Source organism: Vibrio pectenicida (assembly GCA_024347015.1).
Classification (GTDB): domain Bacteria; phylum Pseudomonadota; class Gammaproteobacteria; order Enterobacterales; family Vibrionaceae; genus Vibrio; species Vibrio pectenicida.
The window spans coordinates 1,142,080-1,165,436 of record AP024890.1 but is presented as its reverse complement, the minus strand read 5'-3'; the positions used below and the strand labels follow the sequence as shown (position 1 = coordinate 1,165,436).

Here is a 23,357-nt window from a genome sequence, read left to right as displayed (position 1 = left end):
CAAGCTTATTAGTTGATGTGGATGCTAACACTCCAGCTTATACCATCTATACTTCGGGCTCTACTGGTAAGCCTAAAGGTGTACTTTTATCACACCATGGCTTAGTCAATCTTGCCCAAGCCCAGCAGTCTTTACTTGATGTTGGTTGTGATAGTCGAGTACTTCAGTTCGCATCTATCAGTTTTGATGCAGCCACATGGGAGTGGGTAATGACGCTGTGCTCTGGTGCGCAACTGTTTATCTACGATGAGGAGTGCATCAAGTCTGGTCATATGTTGTCCGATGCAGTAGAAAAAGCAAACATTACCCATGCAACTTTGCCACCAGCTCTGCTTCCTGCTCTGGAGGTCGATAAATGGCGTAGCGTTAAAACCTTGGTTGTCGCAGGAGATTCATGCGCTCCGGATTTGGTCTCTGTATGGGGGGAGAATCGTAAGTTCATTAACGCGTATGGTCCGACTGAGAGTACAATCTGTGCGACTTTAGGTCAACTAAGTCCGGGTGAAGATACCATCCATATTGGCCAAGTTATTCCTGGTGCTGAAGTATTGGTATTAGATGAATTCATGCAACCAGTGCCAATCGGTGTTGCTGGCGAACTTTATATCGGTGGGGAAGGCCTTGCGGTTGGGTACTTGCATAAACCCGCTTTAACGCAAGAAAAGTTTGTTCCGCACCCATTTGATACGAATCTTAAGCTTTACCGAAGCGGCGACTTAGTTCGTAGGCGAACAGATGGAAATATAGAGTTTATCACTCGAATAGACCATCAAGTAAAAGTGCGCGGTTTTAGGATTGAACTGGGAGAAGTAGAAAGCGCATTACTTGAGCTTCCTAATATTCGAGAAGCGTTTGCGTGCGTTACAGAAGAAAGTAGTGGAGAAAAACGTTTAGTCGCTTATTATTCATCTCAATCTGAACATCAATTGGACGAAGCACAGATAAGAGAGAGATTACAATCTTTACTGCCAGACTACATGCTCCCAAGTGTGTTAGTGGCTATGACAAGTCTACCTTTGACGTCCAATGGTAAAATTGATCGTAGAGCACTACCCAAACCTGTTTATCAGTCAACGTCGAACTATCATGCGCCTGAGACGCAAACCGAGCAGCAACTGTGTGAAATATGGCAGCAGGTTCTTGGTCTAGAATCTGTCGGCGTGTTGGACAACTTCTTTGCTATTGGTGGTGATTCCATTTTGGCAATACAAGTGGCCTCTAGAGCTCTCAAAGCCGGATTATTTCTCTCAACCAAACAAATTTTCCAGCATCAGACTATTGTCAAACTTGCACCACATGTTGGACAAGTTGATTCAATAGAGGTGAAGCTTGCAGCGGTGGAGGGAGAGCAAATTTTGCTACCGATTCAGCGTTGGTTGTTTTCAGGTGATCCTGTCGATCTGCATCACTTTAACCAAGCGGTTGATTTTTCGATTTCAAAACAAGTTAGCATGGAGCAGCTTAAGGATGCGCTAGAAGCCGTATACCAGCATCATGATATATTCAGGTTATCTTTCACAGCTGATTCCAGTGCAGCCTATCAGCGGCTAGAAAAGGTGCAGGTCAACCTTTGTGTATGCGATACACAAGAGGCCTTTGATACTGCAATCAAAGCAGCGCACACTGAATTTAATTTGTCTCAGCCTGACTTAGCTCGATGCGTTGTTTTGAATCAAGCAAAGCAGGACTACCAAGTCTCTTGGATCATTCACCATTTGATTGTTGATGGTGTCTCATGGCGTATTTTGCTCTCTGATCTTGAACTAGCACTCTCACAGCTTAAGTCTGAAAAACCGATTGATTTAGGTATCAAGTCGAACAGCTACCAGACTTGGGGTCAATGGCTCGAAACGTACTCACAGAGTGAGACGCTAGCAAAAGAAGCCTCATACTGGCATCAAGTGGTGAACAGTGATGTGGCGCCGCTTAGAGTTGAGAATCACTTATCTCAGCAAAATTGCAATTCTTGGCATGAAAGCGAAAGGGTATCGCTGACGGTCAATGAAGAAATGACCCAAACCCTGGTTGGTAAAGCAAATCAGTGTTACAACACTCAAGTTAATGACTTATTGCTGCTGGCATTAACTCGAACTCTCTCCGAGTGGCAGCAATCGAGCCAAATTTGTGTCGAACTTGAAGGTCATGGCCGTGAAGTGCTGGATGACTCTTTTGACCTCAACCAAACTGTGGGTTGGTTTACCACTACTTATCCTGCTTTGTTTTCTTTGAATGGTTCTGATCTAGGCTCGCAAATAAAGTCAATCAAAGAGCAACTTAGAGCTATTCCAAACAAAGGGTTAGGTTACGGTGTTCTAAAGCATCTTTGCCAAGATGAAACCCTCAATCAATACAAAGCTATCGATGTTTTATTTAACTATTTGGGTAAGTTTGACTCGATAGATGTGACGACTAATGGCCTTATTTCTGACGTAACCTTTGCCGATGATGTTTTGTGTATTAGCCAAGAACGCAGTCGATTCAGCACCTTGAGTGTCGAAAGTATAATACAAAACGAACAATTAAATGTCTGTTTTGAATACAATCGGAGCCAATTCAGCCAAAGCACGATAGAAGGGCTTTTAGATCGCTTCAAGCAACACCTTTGTGACATTATTAGTCATTGTAATTCGGCTAAGAAACAATTTACCCCTAGTGACTTCCCTCTCGCCAACATTGGGGCTCATCAGCTCGAAAAGTTAGAGGAAAGCCATCAGATCGCTGACTTGTATTCGGCGACGTCAATGCAAGCAGGTATGCTGTTCCATTCTCAAATATCTCAGGGTTCAGGCTTGTATGTTACTCAAATGGTATTAGATTTGGGTCCGGTTTGTTCGACCACTTTGAAACAGGCTTGGCAAGCTTTGATAAACCGTCATGATGTCCTAAAAACAGCATTTGTTCATACGGGTTTAGATAAACCTTTGCAGCTTGTTTCTACACATGTTGAGGTGCCATGGAGAGAAGAATCTATTGGCGCTAACCAAAATGAAGCGTTGGAAAGCCTACTTCGCAGTGAAAAACGGCAGCCGCTTGATGTTGAACATGCTCCCCTAATGCGATTGGTGTTAGTCAATGTTGAACAAGAGTCTTACAAATTGGTGTGGACTCATCATCATGCCTTGATTGATGGTTGGTGTTTGCCAATTCTTCTTAAAGAGTTAGCTACATTATACGAATCCCTATCAAGTGGTGTGGAAGCGGTACTACCAGCCCCCGCGGATTATAAGAATTATATCGACTGGCTTTCTTTTCAGGATACTCAAGTCTGTGAAAGTTATTGGCAGCATTATCTATCTGGTTTTTCAGCGCCGACGCTTATCAGTGATTCAGTGATTCAAGAACAAAAAGCGGATAAACAGGGTGTTGGTGAATCAAAAGTACACCTTAGCCAGGCGTTATCTGAAAAGATCTACCAAGGCGCGCGAGATATGAATGTAACGACTAGCGCTTTATTTCAGTCTGCATGGGCCATGATGTTAAGTCGTTACTGCCGATCTAACGATATTGTATTTGGTACCACTCGTTCTGGTCGTCCTGAATCTTTGTACGGTGTTGAGGATATGATCGGGTTGTTTATTAATACCCTGCCAACACGGGTTAAATTTTTGGACGGAGCAGAAACATCCATTGATTTTGTTCAACGAGTTCATCAATCTCAGCTTGATCATGACCAATATTCTCATGTGTCTTTAACCGATATCCAAGCTAATTCTGATATTGAAATGGATAGCTCGTTATTTGACTCTATCATGGTGTTTGAGAACTATCCCTTTGATACTAGAGAGCTATCCACTGAGGCAAGTCACCAACTTGATATACGTGGTTTAACGGCGATTGAGCAGACTAACTTCCCGTTGTCGATTGTGATTATTCCGGGAGATTCTGTAGAGCTGAAGCTTTTATTTGATCAAGCCATCTTCTCTGACGCAATTGTAGCAGGCATGTTGGAGCAACTAGAGCATATCGTCTCATCACTTTTTGATGATACTACCAAAGATGTTAGAGGTATCGCGCTGTCGAATCAGGTCAATCTATCGACTCAACCTGATCCCAAGTTACCATCGATGACAGAGCTTTTTGCTCAAAGTGTAGAGTGCCATGCAGATAAAGTTGCAATGGTTTATGGCAACAAAGAAATGACGTATCAGGAGCTTGATCAACGCTCCGATAATCTTGCTGCCTATCTATTAAATGGAGGAGTATCTGAAGGCGATAGGGTCGGCCTTTACTTAAATCGTTCGATTGATCTGATTGTTTCCATGCTCGCTATTATTAAATCTGGTTGTGCTTATGTGCCTCTTGACCCAGAGCAAGGTTATGCTCGGTTAGAAGTGATCATGGAAGACTGTCAAGCTCAAGCCATACTGACTCATGGCGATCTTGCTGCAGCGATTAAACCTCAAAAAGAGCGACTGATTGATTTGTCCGATCCAGCCACGATGCAAGAGATTGAGTCGTCTGTTGCTGATCAAAACTGGTGCTTAGATGTGAGGGCTTTGGCCTACATTATTTATACGTCAGGTTCTACAGGTAAACCTAAGGGTGTGGCTGTAGAGCAGGGAAGTATTACTCACTTAGTGCACAACAATCCATTCACGACTATTGACCAGAGCCAGATATTTGGTCAGGCGTCGAACCACTCATTTGATGCGGCAACCTATGAAATCTGGGGTGCTTTGCTCAATGGAGCCAGTTTGGTTTATGTGCCAAAAGAAACACTTTTATCACCGGATAAATTCCAACAACATATCGAACAGACGAAAATTAACAACATGTTCGTCACTACCTCATTGTTCAATATCATGGCGGAACAAAAGCCGATGGTGTTCGCTTCATTTGAGCATTTGCTGGTTGGAGGAGAAGCGATTTCTCCGCCTCATATTAATAAAGTGATAACGGCTGGTGGCAAACCTAGGCATTTATGGAATGGTTACGGACCGACTGAAAATACGACCTTCAGTGCATGGTATGACATGCAAGACATCAGTGATGTATGCCCAATTGGCCAACCGTTACCGAACGCTGATGCATTTGTAATGGACTCATGTCTACAGCCTCTTCCTAAAGGCGTGATTGGTGAAATGTATCTCGGTGGGCCAGGTCTAGCACGAGGATATTGGCGCAGATCTGACTTGACCGATTCAAGCTTTATTCATCTTGAAGGTTGTCGCCGCAAGCTCTATAAAACGGGCGATCTTGTTTATCGTAACAGTCAAAATCAAATTGTTTACGTGAGTCGTGCTGATAATCAAATTAAGTTACGTGGATTTAGGATTGAGCTGGGAGAAATTGCTTCCACAATTAACCACATACAAGGAGTGACTGGGTGTCACGTTATGGTTAGAAATGACCATGGTGATCGAAAGCTTGTTGCTTACTTAGTACTGGATGATAAATCACGACAAGACATTGAACAAAGCATTGTTGATATTCAATCTCAGCTTAAACATCAGCTTGCTCAGTACATGCTCCCTTCAGCGATTGTTGTTATGGATAGCTTGCCATTAAACGCCAATGGCAAGCTTGATACTAAATCACTTCCTGAGCCTCAAGCCTACCTAGATGATGAGCGTTTTGAACCACTGAGCAATCATGCTGAAGTACAACTCGCTAAACTTTGGAGTGACGTGCTAGGCCATGAGATCAGTAATCGTTATGCCAGCTTCTTTGCTTCAGGAGGGCACTCTCTGCTGGGGATGCAATTGGTAGCCAAGATAAACCAAAGTTATGCTACCGATGTTAATATCACTTTGGTATTCGATAATCCTATTCTCACCGATCAAGCCGAGGCTTTTCAGGCGATGATTGGGAAAAATCTAGCCGCGCTTCCAGCTATCACTCATAACCATGATTGTAACCAGCCTAAATTGTCTTTTGCCCAGCAAAGGCTTTGGTTTATTGACCAGATGGAACAAGGAAGCAGCCATTACAATATGCCGATGGCGATCAAGTTAAATGGTCAGCTTTTTATTGACTCGTTACACTCGGCTTTTGTTGGTGTAATTTCTAGGCACCACAGTTTGAGAACGGGCTTTGTAAATCGTTCAGACTCGCCGCAAACTAGGTTGCATCCCGTACCAGAAAGCTGGGTTATGCCAGTGTTTGATTTGTCCCAGCTAGGTAGTGCGGCGCAATCGATAGAGGTAAGTCGTCTGCAAGGTGAGGAAGCGGTTAAACCATTTAACCTATCTTCAGATTTAATGTTGCGTACTTGTTTAATTAAAACCGCACAGGACGAGCATATCTTGCTGCTTACCATGCATCATATTGCATCAGATGGTTGGTCATTGGGAATTCTGTTTGATGAGTTAAAAGCGTTCTATCAGGATGCTTTGCAGGGGAGAAAGCAAGACGACGAAGATTTGCGTATTCAGTATCTTGATTATGCCAACTGGCAACATCAACCAGAGGTAATTCGTTCTCTAAACGAGCAAGTAACCTACTGGAAAGAACACTTATCTGGTGCGCCAGCAGTGCACAATTTGCCTCTTGACTATGCTCGTCCTGCTGAGCAGAAGTATCAAGGGCAGTGGTACTCGACTCATCTCGATGAGAGCCGAAGCAATGCCTTTATCAAGCTATGTCGAGATAACGATACCACTTTGTTTATGGGGCTTCATAGCGCATTTTCTGTTTTACTGTCGCGTTATAGCAATGAGACGGATATTCTTGTCGGCACACCTGTTGCCAATAGGAATCAAGCGGGCCTAGAGTCTATGATAGGTTTCTTGGTCAATACCCTAGTGCTAAGGCTTGATCTCGATGATAACCCTAGTTTTGTCGAGCTACTTGAGCGAAGCAAACTCATAAATGTTCAGGCATATGCAAATCAAGAAGCTCCGTTTGAGCAAGTTGTCGAGGCGTTACAGCCAGAACGAGATTTAAGCTATCACCCTTTGTTCCAAGTTATGTTGTCGGTCAATATTGAGCAGACCAAACTTGAGTTGTCAGGGTTAGAGTCTGAAACACTGCCACTCGTCGAAAGTCACTCTCAATTTGACCTTATGTTGGTGGTTAATGAAAGTGAAGACACTTTGGAACTGGCGTGGGAATACAATACCGATTTGTTTAAACCCGAAACTATTGAAAGGATGGCCAAGCAATTTGAGCTCTTAATTGATAGCATTTTACATTCTCCAGATACTAGTGTATTTGGGCTGTCGTTGGTGGATCAACCAGCCCTAGATCTGATGGCACAGTGGAATAAGACCGAGAGTGATTACCCTAAACAGGAATGTATTCATCAGTTATTTGAACAGCAAGTGGTGAAGACTCCCGATCAGGTTGCATTGGTTTTTGAGGAAGAGTTGCTAACCTACAAGCAGCTCAACCAGCGTGCTAATTTGCTTGCTCACCACCTTATGGACGTAGGCGTAGGGCCAGAAAATTTGGTCGGCATTTGTTTGAATCGCTCACTTGAGATGGTCATTTCTATTCTTGCGGTAAGCAAAGCTGGAGGTGCGTATGTGCCTTTAGATCCAAGCTATCCTGTCGAGCGATTGAATTACATGCTCGAAAACAGTCAAGCCAGTGTGTTGATTTCGTCGCACTTACTTCAACAGTCATTAGAGCTTGAAGCTGATAGATTAATTTTTGTTGATGATAGCGCTCTGTGGGATGAGTTGACTCAGAACTCTCATTGGGAAGCAAACCCACAAATAGATGAGCTATCACCCAATAACCTAGTTTATGTCATTTATACATCCGGTTCGACAGGCAAACCCAAGGGCGTGATGAATCAACATTCTGGCTTAGTGAACCGTCTCAACTGGATGCAGAACACTTATCAATTGACATTAGAGGATAAGGTTTTACAGAAAACACCGTTTGGGTTTGATGTCTCTGTGTGGGAATACTACTGGACGCTAACAACGGGGGCGACTGTGGTTATGGCGCGCCCAGAAGGGCACAAAGATGTTGATTATCTACTTGAAATAATCGACAAGGAACAAATTAGTGTGATGCACTTTGTTCCTCCCATGCTCGCCAGCTTTATTGCCGATGGTCGCTACGCGAATCAGACTCCAAGCCTGCGTTTGGTCGTCTGTAGTGGTGAGGCTTTATTGGTGGATGTACAAAATCGATTCTTGGCCAATCATCATGCACAGCTTGATAATTTGTATGGCCCAACAGAGGCTGCAATTGATGTTAGTGTTTGGCGCTGCTTGCCTGACTTTACAGGACGCTCAGTGCCGATTGGTAAGCCGATAGACAATATTAAGCTCCATATCTTGGATCAACAGCTAAATCCTGCTCCAGTCGGTGTTGTTGGAGAGCTGTTTATTGCAGGCGTTGGTGTTGCGCGCGGATACTACAATCGTGATGACCTTACCCAAGAGCGTTTTATTGCTAACCCTCACGCTGAATCTGAGAATTATGCGCGTCTTTATCGTACTGGCGATCTTGCACGTTGGCTACCAGAGGGTGACATAGAATACCTTGGCCGTATTGACCATCAGGTGAAAATACGTGGATTTAGAATTGAGCTTGGCGAGATTGAGACTGCTATTGGGCAACAACCTGAGGTTGAACAATGTGTAGTGGTTGCCAAGGAGAGTAAGTTAGGTGACAAATTCCTATCAGCTTATCTTGTTATTACTAACGAAAATAAAGACTCTGATGCCGTTATTGCTGATATTAAGCAGCGGGTTTCTGGTCAGTTACCTGAGCATATGTTGCCTGCAGCTTGGATGATACTTGATGTGATGCCACTGACTCCGAATGGAAAGGTTGATCGTAAGGCTCTACCTGAGCCCCAGATGGTTTTAGAGCAAGAATATGTAGCGCCAGAAACGGCTACTGAAATAAAGCTTGCCAATGTATGGCAGAAAGTTCTTCATAGTGAGGAGCAGGTTGGTAAAACCGTAAATTTCTTTACCTCGGGAGGTCACTCTTTATTAGCAATCAAATTGCTTGCGGAAATTCGTGCAGACTTTAACGTGGCATTAAACGTTCGTAGCATCTTTACTCATCCAGTTCTTTGTCAATTAGCAAACTTGATTGACTCAAGCGAAAAGGATGACGTGAATACTTGTATTAGGCCGTTGGAGCGACCAGAGCGTATCCCTCTTTCTTATGCTCAGCAGCGACTTTGGTTCCTAGAACAACTTGAAGAGCGCAAAGACACTTACAACATGCCTCTTGCTCTATATTTGAATGGTGAAGTTGATGCTAAAGCTTTGCATGCTGCCTTCAATGATTTGATTGTTCGTCATGAAAGTTTGCGTACATGTATGGTTAACCTTCAAGGAGAGGTGGAACAACGCATTCTGGATTTGCCGGTGAATGCACCTATCACGGTTGTTGATCTCAGCCACCTTGACTCTGAGCATCAAGCTAAACATGTTAGCGCAATAAGAAGTGAAGAAGCTTCATTGCCTTTTGATCTAAGTAAAGATCTAATGGTTCGAGCTAGGCTGCTGAAGTTGACTCAGCAAGCAGAGCAAAGTGGTTCAGTTTTACTGCTTACCTTGCACCATATTGCTGGTGATGGAGCCTCGTTGGATGTCTTATTACGCGATCTCAGTGCTCTGTATCAGTCTCATGTTAGTGGCGAAAATCTAATATTGGGGCCATTACCAATTCAATACGCAGACTACGCGCTATGGCAACTCGATTTTTTACAAGATCAGCAGTTAAATACCGAGTTGACCTATTGGCAGAAACGTTTAGAAAACATTCCTGATGTTCATAGCTTGCCACTTGATAAGCCGAGGCCTAATGCTCAGACGTATCAAGGCGCCTTATATAAACAGGATTTACCAAATGAGGTGACCGCATCTTTTAGAGCCTACTTACAAAACCAACAAAGTAGTTTGTTTATGGGAATGCAAGCGGCGTTTAGTTTGTTGCTTAGCTGCTATAGTGGTGAAGCAGATATTATTCTCGGTACACCCGTGGCAAACAGAGAACAAAAAGAAGTTGAGTCTCTGATTGGTTTCTTCGTCAATACCTTAGTTCTTAGAACAGAGATTGATAATGGCCAGTCTTTTAACGAGCTTTTGTCTGAATGTCGAAATAATGCACTTGATTCTTTTGCCCACCAACAATTGCCGTTTGAGCGATTAGTTGAAACTCTCCAGCCAAACCGAGATTTAAGCCACCACCCACTGTTCCAAATTATGTTGGTAGTGGATACGGTCGAGCCTGAACCTAGGATTTTTGGGGGGCTGGCGATAACCCCATTAGAAGTAGAGACAACGACGTCAAAGTTTGATTTAACCTTAAATGTCGAAGAGAGCGTCGATAATTATGGCAGGGCTCAAATTGAACTTGGATGGGAGTACAGTACGGATTTATTTGAAGCTCAGACTATCGAAAGGCTATCTGAGAACTTCATTCAATTAGTGAGTGAAATTGTCAGTAAATCTGAACAAAGCTTAGAGAGCTTGTCACTTGTCAGCCAAGCGGAACATCAACGTATACTCGATAAAGGTAAAGCGAAAAAAACTTGGCCAGTGACCCAATGTTTATTCCAAGATATTGAAGAACAGGTTGAAAAGTCACCTCAGGCATCAGCATTAGTATTTAATGGCACAGTGATGAGCTACGCAGATATGAATGCTAAGGCTAACCAGCTTGCCCACTATCTTATTGAACAGGGGGTAGGGCCTGATACATTAGTTGGTATGTGTCTATCCCGTTCAGCAGAAATGATCATTACCATATTGGCCATTCACAAAGCAGGCGGAGCCTATGTGCCACTTGATGTGAGTTATCCGGTTGAGCGTTTGACTTATATGATGGAAGACAGTCAATGCAAGTTGGTGATCAGTGAAACTGAACATAAGGATAAATTGGTAGGTGGACAAATACCGATAGTCTTATTGGATACATCTTTAGCTCAAGAAATGTTGTCTGGTTATGAGGATGGAAACCCGAGTATAAGCCAAACAAAAGTGATGCCGTCACATATGGCTTACGTTATATACACGTCTGGGTCGACCGGTAAACCTAAAGGGGTGATGATAGAGCACCAAGCGCTGAGCAGTCATATTAAGAGTATTTGTATCGAATATGGCGTGACAGCAAATGATAACGTCTTACAGTTTTCAAACATTGGCTTTGATGCTTCTGTAGAACAGGTTTTTGAAGCGCTAGTCACAGGTGCAAGCCTCTATATCCGTCCTGAAATGCTTTGGACTTCGGCAGAGTTTGTTGAATGGTTGCGAGACAACCCGATCACTATTACAGAATTCCCGCCATTATACGCTAAAGCTCTGCTGGAACCGGTTTTGGATGACGAGCAATTTTGGAGCCAAACCTCTTTATCCCGTTTGGTTGTTAGTGGTGATGTTCTTAATGTAGACTTTGCCAGAGCATGGCAAACAGGGCCAGCACAAAAAGTCTGTCAATTGATCAATAACTATGGCCCTACCGAGACAACAATTTCTTCTACCTTACACTGGTTAGGTGATGAAGACATAAGTACCAGTGTACCGATTGGATTTGCCATTATGGATACCGATATTTATGTCGTCGATGAGCAAATGAAGCTTGTTCCTGAAGGTGTACCCGGCGAGCTACTTATTGGTGGAATGACGGTGGCGCGTGGGTACTTGAACCGTGAAGAACTGACAGCGGAAAAATTCATTGCAGATCCATTTAGTCCGAACCACGGCGCTCGCGTTTATCGCACAGGAGATAAAGTTCGCTGGCTTGCTAACGGTGAGTTGGAATTCTTCGGCCGTTTCGATACCCAGATCAAATTACGCGGCTTTCGGATAGAGCTAGGTGAGATTGAAACCGCTTTACGTGAGGATGAAAGGGTACTTGATGCAGCAGTTATTGTTCGAGACGATCAGTATGGATACAAGCATTTAGTGGCCTACTTAGTGGCTCCTACTCAAGATGAGTCACTATTGATTGGAGAGCTTCAGAACGCATTAAGAGAGACATTACCTAGCTTTATGATCCCAAGTTCCTGGTCAGTACTGGAAGCCATGCCTGTCAACGCCAACGGTAAACTGGATCGAAAGGCCTTGCCTGAGCCAACTTACCAAGCAAAGGTAGAGTATGTCGCTCCATCTACGTCAACAGAAATACAACTCGTTGAAATCTGGAAAAACATACTGGGAATTTCGTCTCTTATAAGCGCTGATGCCAATTTCTTCAGTTTAGGAGGCCACTCCCTGTTGGCGGTTAGACTTATCGCTAAAATCAGTGCACATCTGGGTCGAGAGTTGACTGTGAAGCAGGTTTTCCTTGCTCCAACCTTAAGTGAAATGGCGACAGTTATAGATAGTTCTGCCACGTCTACACATCGACTCATTCCACAAGCAGACAGAGATAAAGCTTTACCTCTCTCATTTGCACAACAACGTATGTGGTTCATGCAGCAGCTTGAAGGTGGACATACATACAATATGGCGGGTGTATATAGTTTGGAAGGGTCTATTAACCCAGACTTGGTGGCCAAGGCATTCCAATTTCTCCTAGAAAGGCATGAAGCGCTACGAACATGTTTTCGTAAGGACAAGGAAGTGCTAAGTCAATGCATTCTGCCGCTACCAGTACATTTTGAGTTACCAGTGACGGATCTATCTTTGCAGCATAAAGATGAACAGCAAGGTAAATTGCACGCGATTACAACCAAAGAGTCTGAGCAAATATTTGACTTAGAAAACGATCTAATGATTAGAGCTCAATTGGTTAAGTTGTCTGATCTGAAGTGGAAGTTATTGATTACTCAGCATCATATCGCATCCGATGGATGGTCATCAGAGTTGCTTATACAAGAGTTTGCAATTATTTATGATGCATTATTTTGTCAAAGAGACTCACAGCTTGCGCCTTTGACTATCCAGTATGCTGACCATGCAGTTTGGCAACAAGACCAGTTACAAGGTGAACAGCTTGAAACGCAAATCAACTACTGGAGTCATCATTTACAAGGTCTGCCGGATGTTCACTCACTTCCTCTAGACAGAGCTAGGCCTAATGAGCAGAGCTATGCGGGAGACTTGTACCATCATCCGATTACAAAAGATATAAGCGATAAATTTAAACAGCTATGCCAGACAAATGGGGCGAGCCTGTATATGGGAATGCAAGCGGTCTTTAGCTTGTTATTGAGTCGCTATAGTGGTGAAACAGATATTATTATCGGTACGCCAGTGGCAAATCGAGAGCAACTTGAACTGCAAAATGTGATGGGTTTATTTGTTAATAGTTTGGTTATACGTACGGATTTATCGGGCAATCCAAGCTTTGAACAGCTTATTGAGCGATGTAAAGAAACGGCTTTATCTGCATACGAACATCAGTCGTTGCCGTTTGAGCGCATCGTGGAGGTATTAAAGCCAAATCGTGATATGGGTTATCACCCTTTATTCCAAGTGATGCTTAATGTCGATACGCAAGGGCTAAAGTCGAGCATAGAATTTGGTGAGATTAAGCTAACAGAAGATCAAACGGAGAATGACACATCGAAATTTGATATCAGCTTAAATATATTGCCGAATGAAGAGAATGGATTAGATTGCTTCTGGGAGTACAGCACGGACTTATTTAACAGCGATACGATTAGAAGGATGGCTTTACAATTAGAGTGCCTCATGGAAAGCATTCTCTTATCCCCAGATAGGAATGTGTTTGGTTTATCCCTAGCCGATCAAGATACAATCGATCTAATCAATGAGTGGAATGACACGGATAGTCCTTACCCAAGTGATAAATGTATCCACCAGATGTTTGAGCAGCAGGTGATTAATATTCCTAATCATATTGCGTTGGTATTTGAGGGGGATTCATTAACTTATGAGCAATTAAACAAGCAAGCTAATCTTTTGGCACACCATCTTATTGAATCTGGGGTAGGACCAGAGAAGTTAGTTGGTATTTGTTTAAATCGATCATTGGAAATGGTGATTTCGATCCTTGCTGTGAACAAAGCTGGAGGTGCCTATGTTCCACTCGATCCTACCTATCCTTTAGAAAGATTAAACTTTATGCTGGAAAATAGTGATGTTGAGGTGTTGATTACTTCAGAGTCGCTACAGAAAACATTAGTGCTTGATGCCAATACATTGATTCTTGTTGATGATCGCGAGTTTTGGAGCCAATTGAGTCAACATTCTTGTTGGGTGAATAACCCTTACGTAGACAAGTTAACATCCCACAACTTGGCATATGTTATCTATACCTCAGGTTCAACAGGCAAACCCAAAGGTGTGATGAATCAGCATTCGGGTTTGGTGAACCGTCTGAACTGGATGCAAAATACTTATCAATTGACGTCAGGCGATAACGTCTTACAGAAGACGCCGTTCGGTTTTGATGTGTCGGTTTGGGAGTATTACTGGACACTAATGTCGGGTGCAACAGTTGTTATAGCTAGGCCTGAAGGCCATAAAGATATCGATTACTTGCTTGATGTGATTAAACAAGAACAAATCACCGTGATGCATTTTGTTCCCCCTATGCTAGCTAGTGTTGTCGCTGACGGTCGATATGCGAATCAGACACCAAGCCTACGTTTGGTAGTTTGTAGTGGTGAGGCACTGCCAGTTGATGTTCAAAATCGGTTTTTGGCAAATCATCATGCGCAACTTGATAATTTATACGGCCCAACTGAAGCCGCTATCGACGTTAGTATGTGGCATTGCCAACAGAACTTTGCTGGACGTTCAGTACCTATTGGTAAGCCAATTGATAACATCCAACTTCACATCTTGGACTCGCATCTAAATCCAGTGCCTGTAGGAGCAGTCGGAGAGTTATTTATTGCAGGAGTTGGGGTTGCTCGTGGGTACTTCAACCGCGATGACCTAACTCGAGAGCGGTTTATTGATAACCCTTATTCACGATCTGATATGGATAAATGTCTATACTGCACAGGAGATCTCGCGCGCTGGCTTCCTGAAGGAAATATCGAATATCTTGGTCGTATAGACCAGCAGGTTAAGATACGTGGTTTCAGAATGGAGCTTGGTGAAATAGAAACTACGATTGGACAACGACCATACGTAGATCAGTGTATTGTAGTGGTGCAGCGCAGTGGACGAGGAGACAAGTTTCTGGCCGCTTATGTTATACCGAGTGAAGCTGGTCATAGTTCAGATAAGCTTACTGAAAAAATTAAACAGGACATATCAAGCTATTTACCAGAGCATATGATTCCGTCAGCATGGGTAATCTTAGATTCCATGCCATTAACACCAAATGGTAAGGTTGACCGAAAGGCTTTACCTGAGTCGACGATATCAGTTAGTGCTAGTAAGCACCAAGATCCTGAAGGAAATATCGAGCAGAACTTGTGTCAACTATGGTCTCAAGTGCTTAACATAGATGTCTCGACGATTGGCCGTGATTCTAATTTCTTTGAAGTTGGTGGACACTCGCTGCTTGCAATTGAACTCATCAATAAGATTCAGAAAACTTTTGGTACGACTTTGCCTCTGACGAGTTTATTCAGAGCACCAACTCTTCGAGAGTTAGCGCTGCAATGCACCAATCAGCCAGAATCAAACATTAATGAGACAAAACAGATCCTGCCAATCAAAGAAAGGCCGGAGCTAATACCTTTGTCTTATGCTCAGCAGCGCCTTTGGTTTATTGATCAAATGGAAGGGGATAGCAGTCAGTATTATATGCCGGCAACGCTTGCGTTAATGGGGGCAGTGGATATACAAGCACTTCAAGGTGCATTTGTATCCGTGATTGCTAAGCATGAAGTGTTGAGAACCACTTATCATAATGATGATAGAGGAGTGGCATATCAATTTGTGCATGCAGCTGATTCGTTGTTCGATATGCCGTTGCATGACTTATCGAATTTGGAGAATGACGAGCAGACCTTAGTTCTGAATCAGAGAAAGAATGAATTTATGACGGAAGCATTTGATCTCAGCCTTGATGTTATGCTTCGTGCAGCACTATTTAAACTGGGAGACAATGATTTCCAGCTTACTGTAATCATGCACCATATTGCTAGTGATGGATGGTCTTCGAATATCTTTATTAGCGAGCTAAGCCAAGCTTATAACCAATTAAGTAAAGGCGAAGCTCTATGCCTATCGCCATTAGATATTCAGTATGCAGACTATGCAATTTGGCAGAGAGAATGGTTACAAGGTGATAACCTAACGTCACAATTAGATTATTGGCGCCAGCAGCTTAAAGATATTCCAGAAGTACATAGTTTGCCTCTTGATAAACCTCGTCCGGCGAAGCAGTGCTATACAGGTGACGTCGTCGTTGAACACCTCGATATGGTTGAACTGCAATCCCTTCTCGATTTATGTAGCTCGACTAATGCCTCCTTGTTTATGGGACTGAATGCGCTTTTCTCTATGCTGTTAAGTCGATACAGTGGGGAACAAGATATTGTTGTTGGTACACCAATCGCTAACCGTGATCAGTCTGAGCTTGCCCAAACGATAGGTTTCTTTGTGAATAACTTGGTTCTTCGAAATCATGTGGACATGAGCCAGAGCTTCCAACAATTGCTTGAACAATCTCGAGACACAGCGTTGGCAGCCTATGAACACCAGAATGTGTCTTTTGAGCATTTGGTTGAAGAGTTAAAGCCTGCCCGAGATTTGAGTCATCATCCTATCTTCCAAGTGATGTTGGTACTGCAAAATACCCCTGAGGACGCGTTTACTTTCGATGGTCTTCAAACTTGCAGTGTGGAGATGCAAACTTCGACGACTTCGTTTGATCTAACGCTTAGTGTTGAACAGCAGTCTGATGGACTGTCTATGCACTGGGAGTTCAACACCAGCTTATTTGAAAAGCCAACGATTACTCGAATGGCCAAGCACTTTGTTGGCTTGCTGAGAGATGTTGTCACCTCTCCGCAAGTCATGATGAGTAAAGTACTTGGCTTTGAGCACTCTGATGTCGAGAGTTTATTGGGCTTGGGGTATGAGCCACTTTTACCTCCACATCTAGAGGTGAAAGGATTATGTATACATGAGCTATTTGAGCGTCAGGTTGAGGCTTCTCCTGAAGCTATCGCTCTGATATTTGAAGATAGACAGGTTACTTATCAGGAGCTTAATTTTCGTTCAAACCAATTAGCTCATCATTTAATTGAACAGGGTGTTGGCCCAGATCAAATAGTTGGCATTTGTTGTCAGCGTTCGATTGAACTCATTGAGGTCATGCTTGGCATCCTTAAAGCAGGCGGGGCCTTTGTACCGCTTGATCCTACGTACCCAGAAGAGCGTCTTGCCTATATGGTTGAAGATAGCCAACTAAGCTTGATTATTGGTGAGCAAGGCTTTGAGAACAAATTACCGACAAGTGTTCAATTTGTCGAACTGAAGAGTTTGATGCAAGGCTCCACTTTACAGAGCACAGATAACATTACAGCAGAAGGTATCGGTCTTAGTGCCAATAATCTGGCTTATGTTATTTACACGTCAGGATCGACAGGCAAGCCTAAAGGCGTGATGTTGCAACATGACGGTCTTGTCGATTTGGCGATTTCTGAGCAACAGCGCTTTATGGTCAGCGAATCTTCAAGGGTACTGCAGTTTGCCTCTTTCAGCTTTGATGGTGCAGTAGCCGATTGGGTGGGCGTGCTCAATGCTGGAGGTACTCTGGTTTTAATTAATCAAGAACAGGTTCATTCTGCTGAGTTACTCACTGAAGTAGTTATCCAGCATCAAGTGAACCATACCATTTTGCCACCTGCTTTGTTACCTGCGTTAGATGCTCAAAAGTGGCAGGGAGTTAAGCACCTTATACTCGCAGGAGACGCATGCCCGCTGTCGCTTGCGCAAAAGTGGGCGCAAGGTCGCCATCTGATGAATGGCTATGGTCCTTCGGAGTCAACAGTTTGTGCCACAGTAGGGGACATTACAGAACATACTCAGACTATTGATATAGGGACGGGTATACCAGGTAAGCGTCTCTATGTGTTAGATGCTGAACGCAATCTTGTGCCTATTGGCGTTGGCGGTGAGCTTTATATTGGTGGTACAGGAACAGCACGTGGTTATCTTCATAAACCTGATTTAACTGATGAGCGATTTATCCAAAACCCGTTTGTCGAAGGGGAGTTGATGTATCGCACTGGTGATAAAGTACGTTGGAATAACCAAGGCAAATTAGAATTCTTAGGCCGTGTTGATCACCAAGTTAAACTACGAGGTTTCAGGGTTGAGCTTGGTGAAGTAACGTCCGTACTTCTTCAGCAGCCTCAGGTCAACGAAGCCTTTGTTATGGTACGTGAGGAGCAGGGAGAAAAGCGCTTGGTAGCATACTGGTCGGCAAGTATTGGTTCAGAATCTATAACTTCGAATGATTTGCGAGACGCCATTAAAGATCTATTGCCTGGCTATATGCTTCCTTCAGCCATCGTCAAACTTGAAAAACTGCCAATTAATGCGAATGGTAAGGTTGAACGCAAGTTGTTGCCAGAGCCTGATTATTCGTCACTTAGTGTGAAGTTTGAAGCGCCAAGCAGTGATACTGAAGTTGCTTTGTGTTCGGTGTGGAAGCAGGTATTAGCTCTTGATGAAGTTGGAATCAGTGACAACTTCTTCAGCTTAGGAGGAGATTCAATCCTGGCGATGCAGGTTGTGTCACAGGCAAAGAGAATCGGGTATAGAATCTCAACTCGCGATCTGTTTGAGCATCAAACCATAAAAGATTTGGCGGAAATTGCTCTGGTCGTAGAAATAAATAAAGGTAGCCAGCAGGTTTCAGGGAAACAAGAGTTACTCCCCATAGATCACTATTTCTTTGCAGGAGATGAAACCGATCGCCATCACTTTAACCAGTCACAGTGGTGTACGTTATCAGAATCAATGGATCTAGAGTCTCTTGGCGCTGTCTTCGCTTCCTTGTATCAGCGCCATGATGTGATGCGATTGAGCTTTATGCAGAACAATGCGCAGTGGAACGCAGATTATCTCGCCATAGATGAACGCAGTGCTGACAATGCGTTCGCGCAGAGCCTATGGATTGAAGACCTAACTTCTATAGAAGAAACCCAATGGGCAGAGTATCTGTTTGATGTGGCAAACAAGGCACAAGCTAGTTTGACCATTGACCAAGAGCAAGGTTCTATGATCAGATGGGTTTGGTGTCAAACGCCATCTGGACAAAGTGATAAACTACTTTGGATTATGCATCACCTAATTGTTGATGGCGTATCATGGCGCATTTTGATGCAAGACCTTCAGATAGCGTTAAATCAAGTGATACAAGGTGAAACAGTATCACTGCCTGAGAAATCTGATAGCTATCAGAACTGGGCACTGACTATGGATGCGTTTGGCCGTTCAGAGGAGCTTGGTGCTGAAAAAACCTATTGGCTGTCTGTACTTAATGCTCCTAGCGGTAGCCTAATGTCGTCAGAACACCTTGAATATGAAATGCTCGGAAGCTCTGATAGGCAGCGTGTAACCGTAGAATTTAGTGAAGCTGAAACAAAGGCCCTTCTCTCTGAATCAAACGAGTGTTATCACACTCATATTAATGATCTTCTCTTAGCGGCTTTGGTGGATAGCTATACCCAAGTTTGTGGACAAGAGTCGCTCAAAATTGATTTAGAAGGTCATGGGCGTGAATCAGGTGTCGTTGCTGATGCTTGTCCACTTATGGATGAGCTTGACTTGAGCCAAACTGTTGGCTGGTTTACTCACGTTTACCCTGTGTTATTAACTAATGCAGCAGGGTCAGATCTCGCAATACTGATAAAAGGCATCAAAGATCAGCTAAGAGCAACACCTAACAAAGGACTTGGGTTTGGCGCTCTTCGTTACCTTGCCAAAGATGAAGATATCATCCAAGCGGATAGTGCCTCAGAGATGGTGTTTAACTACCTAGGTCAATTTAATGGTGACGGTGAATCAATAGAGGCATTCAGGCAAGTAGGGGATGAAGTCAGTGCCAAGCGACAACCTACTCATGGTATTGAAGTTACGGGTATTGTCGTTAATGGCGTATTGGAATTCTCTTTTGATTATGATGCACAACGATATCCACTGATATCAGCCATTGCAGAGCAATATAAAACCAGCTTAATCAATATAATCAATCACTGTGTATCTCACCAAGGGGGATATACTCCGTCTGACTTCCCGTTGGTTGAAATGACCACTGATGAAATTGCCGCAATAGAATCTCGGTACCCTGATGTTGTGGACATGTATCCAAGCACACCAATGCAGAAAGGCTTACTCATGCATAGCCAAATTGCTTCGGGTACAGGAATGTACATTTGTCAGATGGATATGTTGTTTGAAGACTTAGTGGTCTCGAACTTTAAGTCAGCCTGGCAGGGTATTATTGATAGGCATGACATATTCCGCACTGCTTTTGTTGAATCTCGCAGTGGTGACCTATTGCAAATTGTTTCAAAGAGTGCCGATTTGGTTTGGCAGGAGTTAGATTGGAGCCACCTATCACAACAAGATCAAGAACATCGCTTTAGAGAGTTAGCAGTCGAGGAGAGAGTTAAGCCGTTAGATATCACTCGAGCCTCATTAATGCGCTTTGTTACGGTGAAGATATCTGCAGCACGTCATCGCTTTATCTGGAGTAATCATCATGCGCTACTTGATGGTTGGTGTTTACCACTGGTGTTTGATGAAGTCCTGAAGCTTTATCAAAGGGGATTAGGCGCTAATATTGAACAACTGCCAGCAGCCAAACCTTATTCAAATTATGTAAAATGGCTCCAGCAACAACCGCTCTCTTCTGCCAAAGCCTATTGGCAAAGCTATTTGTCAGGTGTGGTTGAGCCATGCAAGCTAAGTTTGCCCAGCAAGCCAGATGACTCTCAAACTGGTGATGGAAGTATCGTCAATGTTCTGGACGAAGAAAGAACAGCGAAGCTCAATCGCTTTGCCAAGCATAATCAAGTGACAATTAATACCGTTGTCCAAGGAGCTTGGGCGCTGCTTCTCCATCAATACAGTGGTGATGACAATATAATCTTTGGTTCGACTCGTTCGGGTCGAAATATTCCTCTTGCTGGTGTTGAAAAAATCGTCGGGCTATTTATCAACACGCTACCTATAAGAGCAGATTTTTCTGACATGCAATGCCAGCTTGGGGACTGGCTCAAGAATCTCAACAAAGCACAAAGTGATCATGATAACTTTGTTTATAGCCCACTTAGTGACATTCAAGAATGGAGCGAGGTAGCCGTCGGTCAGAATTTATTTGACTCGTTAGTTGTGGTAGAAAACTACCCAGTGACTGACAGTTCTAGTGGGGCTGGCCGTGATCAACCACGCTTAATTGAGTCACAAGGTGAAGAGCAAACAAACTTCCCTATAACTTTGGTTGTGGTGCCGGAAAACCGAACAGAAGTACGATGGCTTTATCAAGCTGGCAGTGTTTCTGAGCAACAAATGGAGCAAGTAGCCTCTGACTTTGATCGTATGCTTACTATGATGCTAAATGCTAGTAAGCAGCCATTAGAATCGCTAACCTTACTAGGTGAAGAAGATAAACACTTAACAATGGTTGAGTGGAACCAGACCCAGAGTGATTATAATCGTAGTTGGGATATAGCACAGTGGTTTGAATCTTGTGTTGCCAAAACGCCAGAATCACTTGCTTTGGTTCATGGGGAGTGCAAGGTCACTTACTATGAGTTAAATATTAGAGCAAACCGCTTGGCGAATTACCTGTCTTCTCAAGGTATTCAGTCAGAGCAACTCGTTGGTGTTTGTCTACCTTCTGGTATCGATCTAATCACCACTCTGCTCGCGATAATCAAGCTTAATGGTGTCTACGTGCCGATTGACTCGAACTATCCTGCAGAGCGTCAAGCTCATATCCTGCAAGATACTCAAGTACAATATCTACTTACGCAGCATAACTTGAGCGTTGCGGTTTCGAGCAGTGAGTGTACAAGAATTGATATTGACAGCGAGCCTTTGCAGTCAATGTTGGTTAAAGAATCATCGACTAATCCAGAGCGCCCGCAATGCAATACGAAAGACTTATCGGCTTATGTGATGTATACCTCGGGATCAACGGGTATGCCTAAAGGCGTGGAAGTGACACAACAAGGTGTTATTCGCTTAGTAAAAAATAATTCGGCGCTACCACTTACCCAAGATACGGTTATGCTGCAGTGTGCCTCTGTTACTTTTGATGCTGCGACGTTAGAAATCTGGGGACCTCTTCTAAATGGTGGGACTTTGGTTGTCTACCCAGAGACCTTGGTTGATGCCACACAGCTAGGTAAGGTTATTGATAACTATCAAGTCAATATGCTTTGGTTAACATCGGGTCTATTCGATCAATTTGTCGCCATAAACAAGCATAGTTTACCTAGCCTAAAATACCTTCTGACGGGAGGTGATGTGGTTAATCCGTATTCAGTATCTCGTTTTTATCAGCAGCAAGCTGATGTGACTGTGATAAATGGTTATGGACCAACAGAGAATACGACCTTTACGACTTGTTATCCAATACCAAGAGAGCTGGATGTTACTCAGCCTATTCCAATAGGAAAACCCATCTCAAATACCACAGTGTATGTGTTAGATCGCAATCAAAAGCCAGTACCAATTGGCGCTATTGGCGAATTGTACACAGGCGGAGAGGGCGTTGCTAAAGGGTATTTAAATCAGAAGGATCTGACTTCCGAGCGCTTTATTTCAAATCCATATGCAATCAATGTGAAAAGTACAAACTGTCTTTATCGCACAGGAGATTTAGTGCGTTGGCAAGACGATGGCACCCTGATGTTTGTTGGTCGAGCTGACAGCCAAGTCAAAGTACGTGGCTATCGTATAGAGCTGGGTGAGATAGAAGCGCAGCTGATGTCAATCGATGAGGTTGACACTGCTCTGGTGGTGGTCAAAGAAAGGCAGATAGGGCAATCGAGAGATAAACAGTTACTCGCGTATGTGATAGGGCATGCCGAACTGAATGTTAGCCCAGAACATATCAAGGCGACACTCTCTCAGAACCTGCCAAGTTTTATGCTGCCAGATCATATTGTATTGATGGATCAATTCCCTCTTAACGCCAATGGTAAGGTTGATCGCCGTGCGCTACCAGAACCTAAAATGTTGGTCGATAGTGATTTTGTCGCACCCGAAACGGACACGGAACATATGGTATCCAAGCTTTGGTGTGAGTTGCTGCAATCAACCACAATAATGAGTGCAGCACGTAGCTTCCTAGAAGTGGGAGGAAACTCGTTGTTGTTGATGCGAATGAACGCTCTGATCAAAGACAGATTTAGTGTTGACCTTACCATTGAATCACTGTTTGCATCTCCAACAATCCAAGGCATCGCACACATGATTGATCAACATAGAGAATTAGAAGAATCGAGTATGCTCGATGACATTCTAAAACAAGTTGAGGATCTTGATATTGAAGACTTGGAGTCTCTTGATATCGATGATTTGGAATCACTCATTGATTAA

The 23,357-nt window shown here is 43.5% G+C and carries 1 protein-coding gene (running past one end of the window); it reads left to right on the top strand.

The window, feature by feature from the left end; genetic code table 11:
• Window positions 1–23,357 carry the 3' portion of a non-ribosomal peptide synthase/polyketide synthase gene (locus OCV27_RS20055; protein ID WP_125320985.1) on the top strand. The gene continues 4,372 nt to the left of window position 1, outside the view, so 23,357 of the gene's 27,729 nt are visible here — the last part of the coding sequence; its start codon lies beyond the left edge, outside the window; it ends in the stop codon at window positions 23,355–23,357.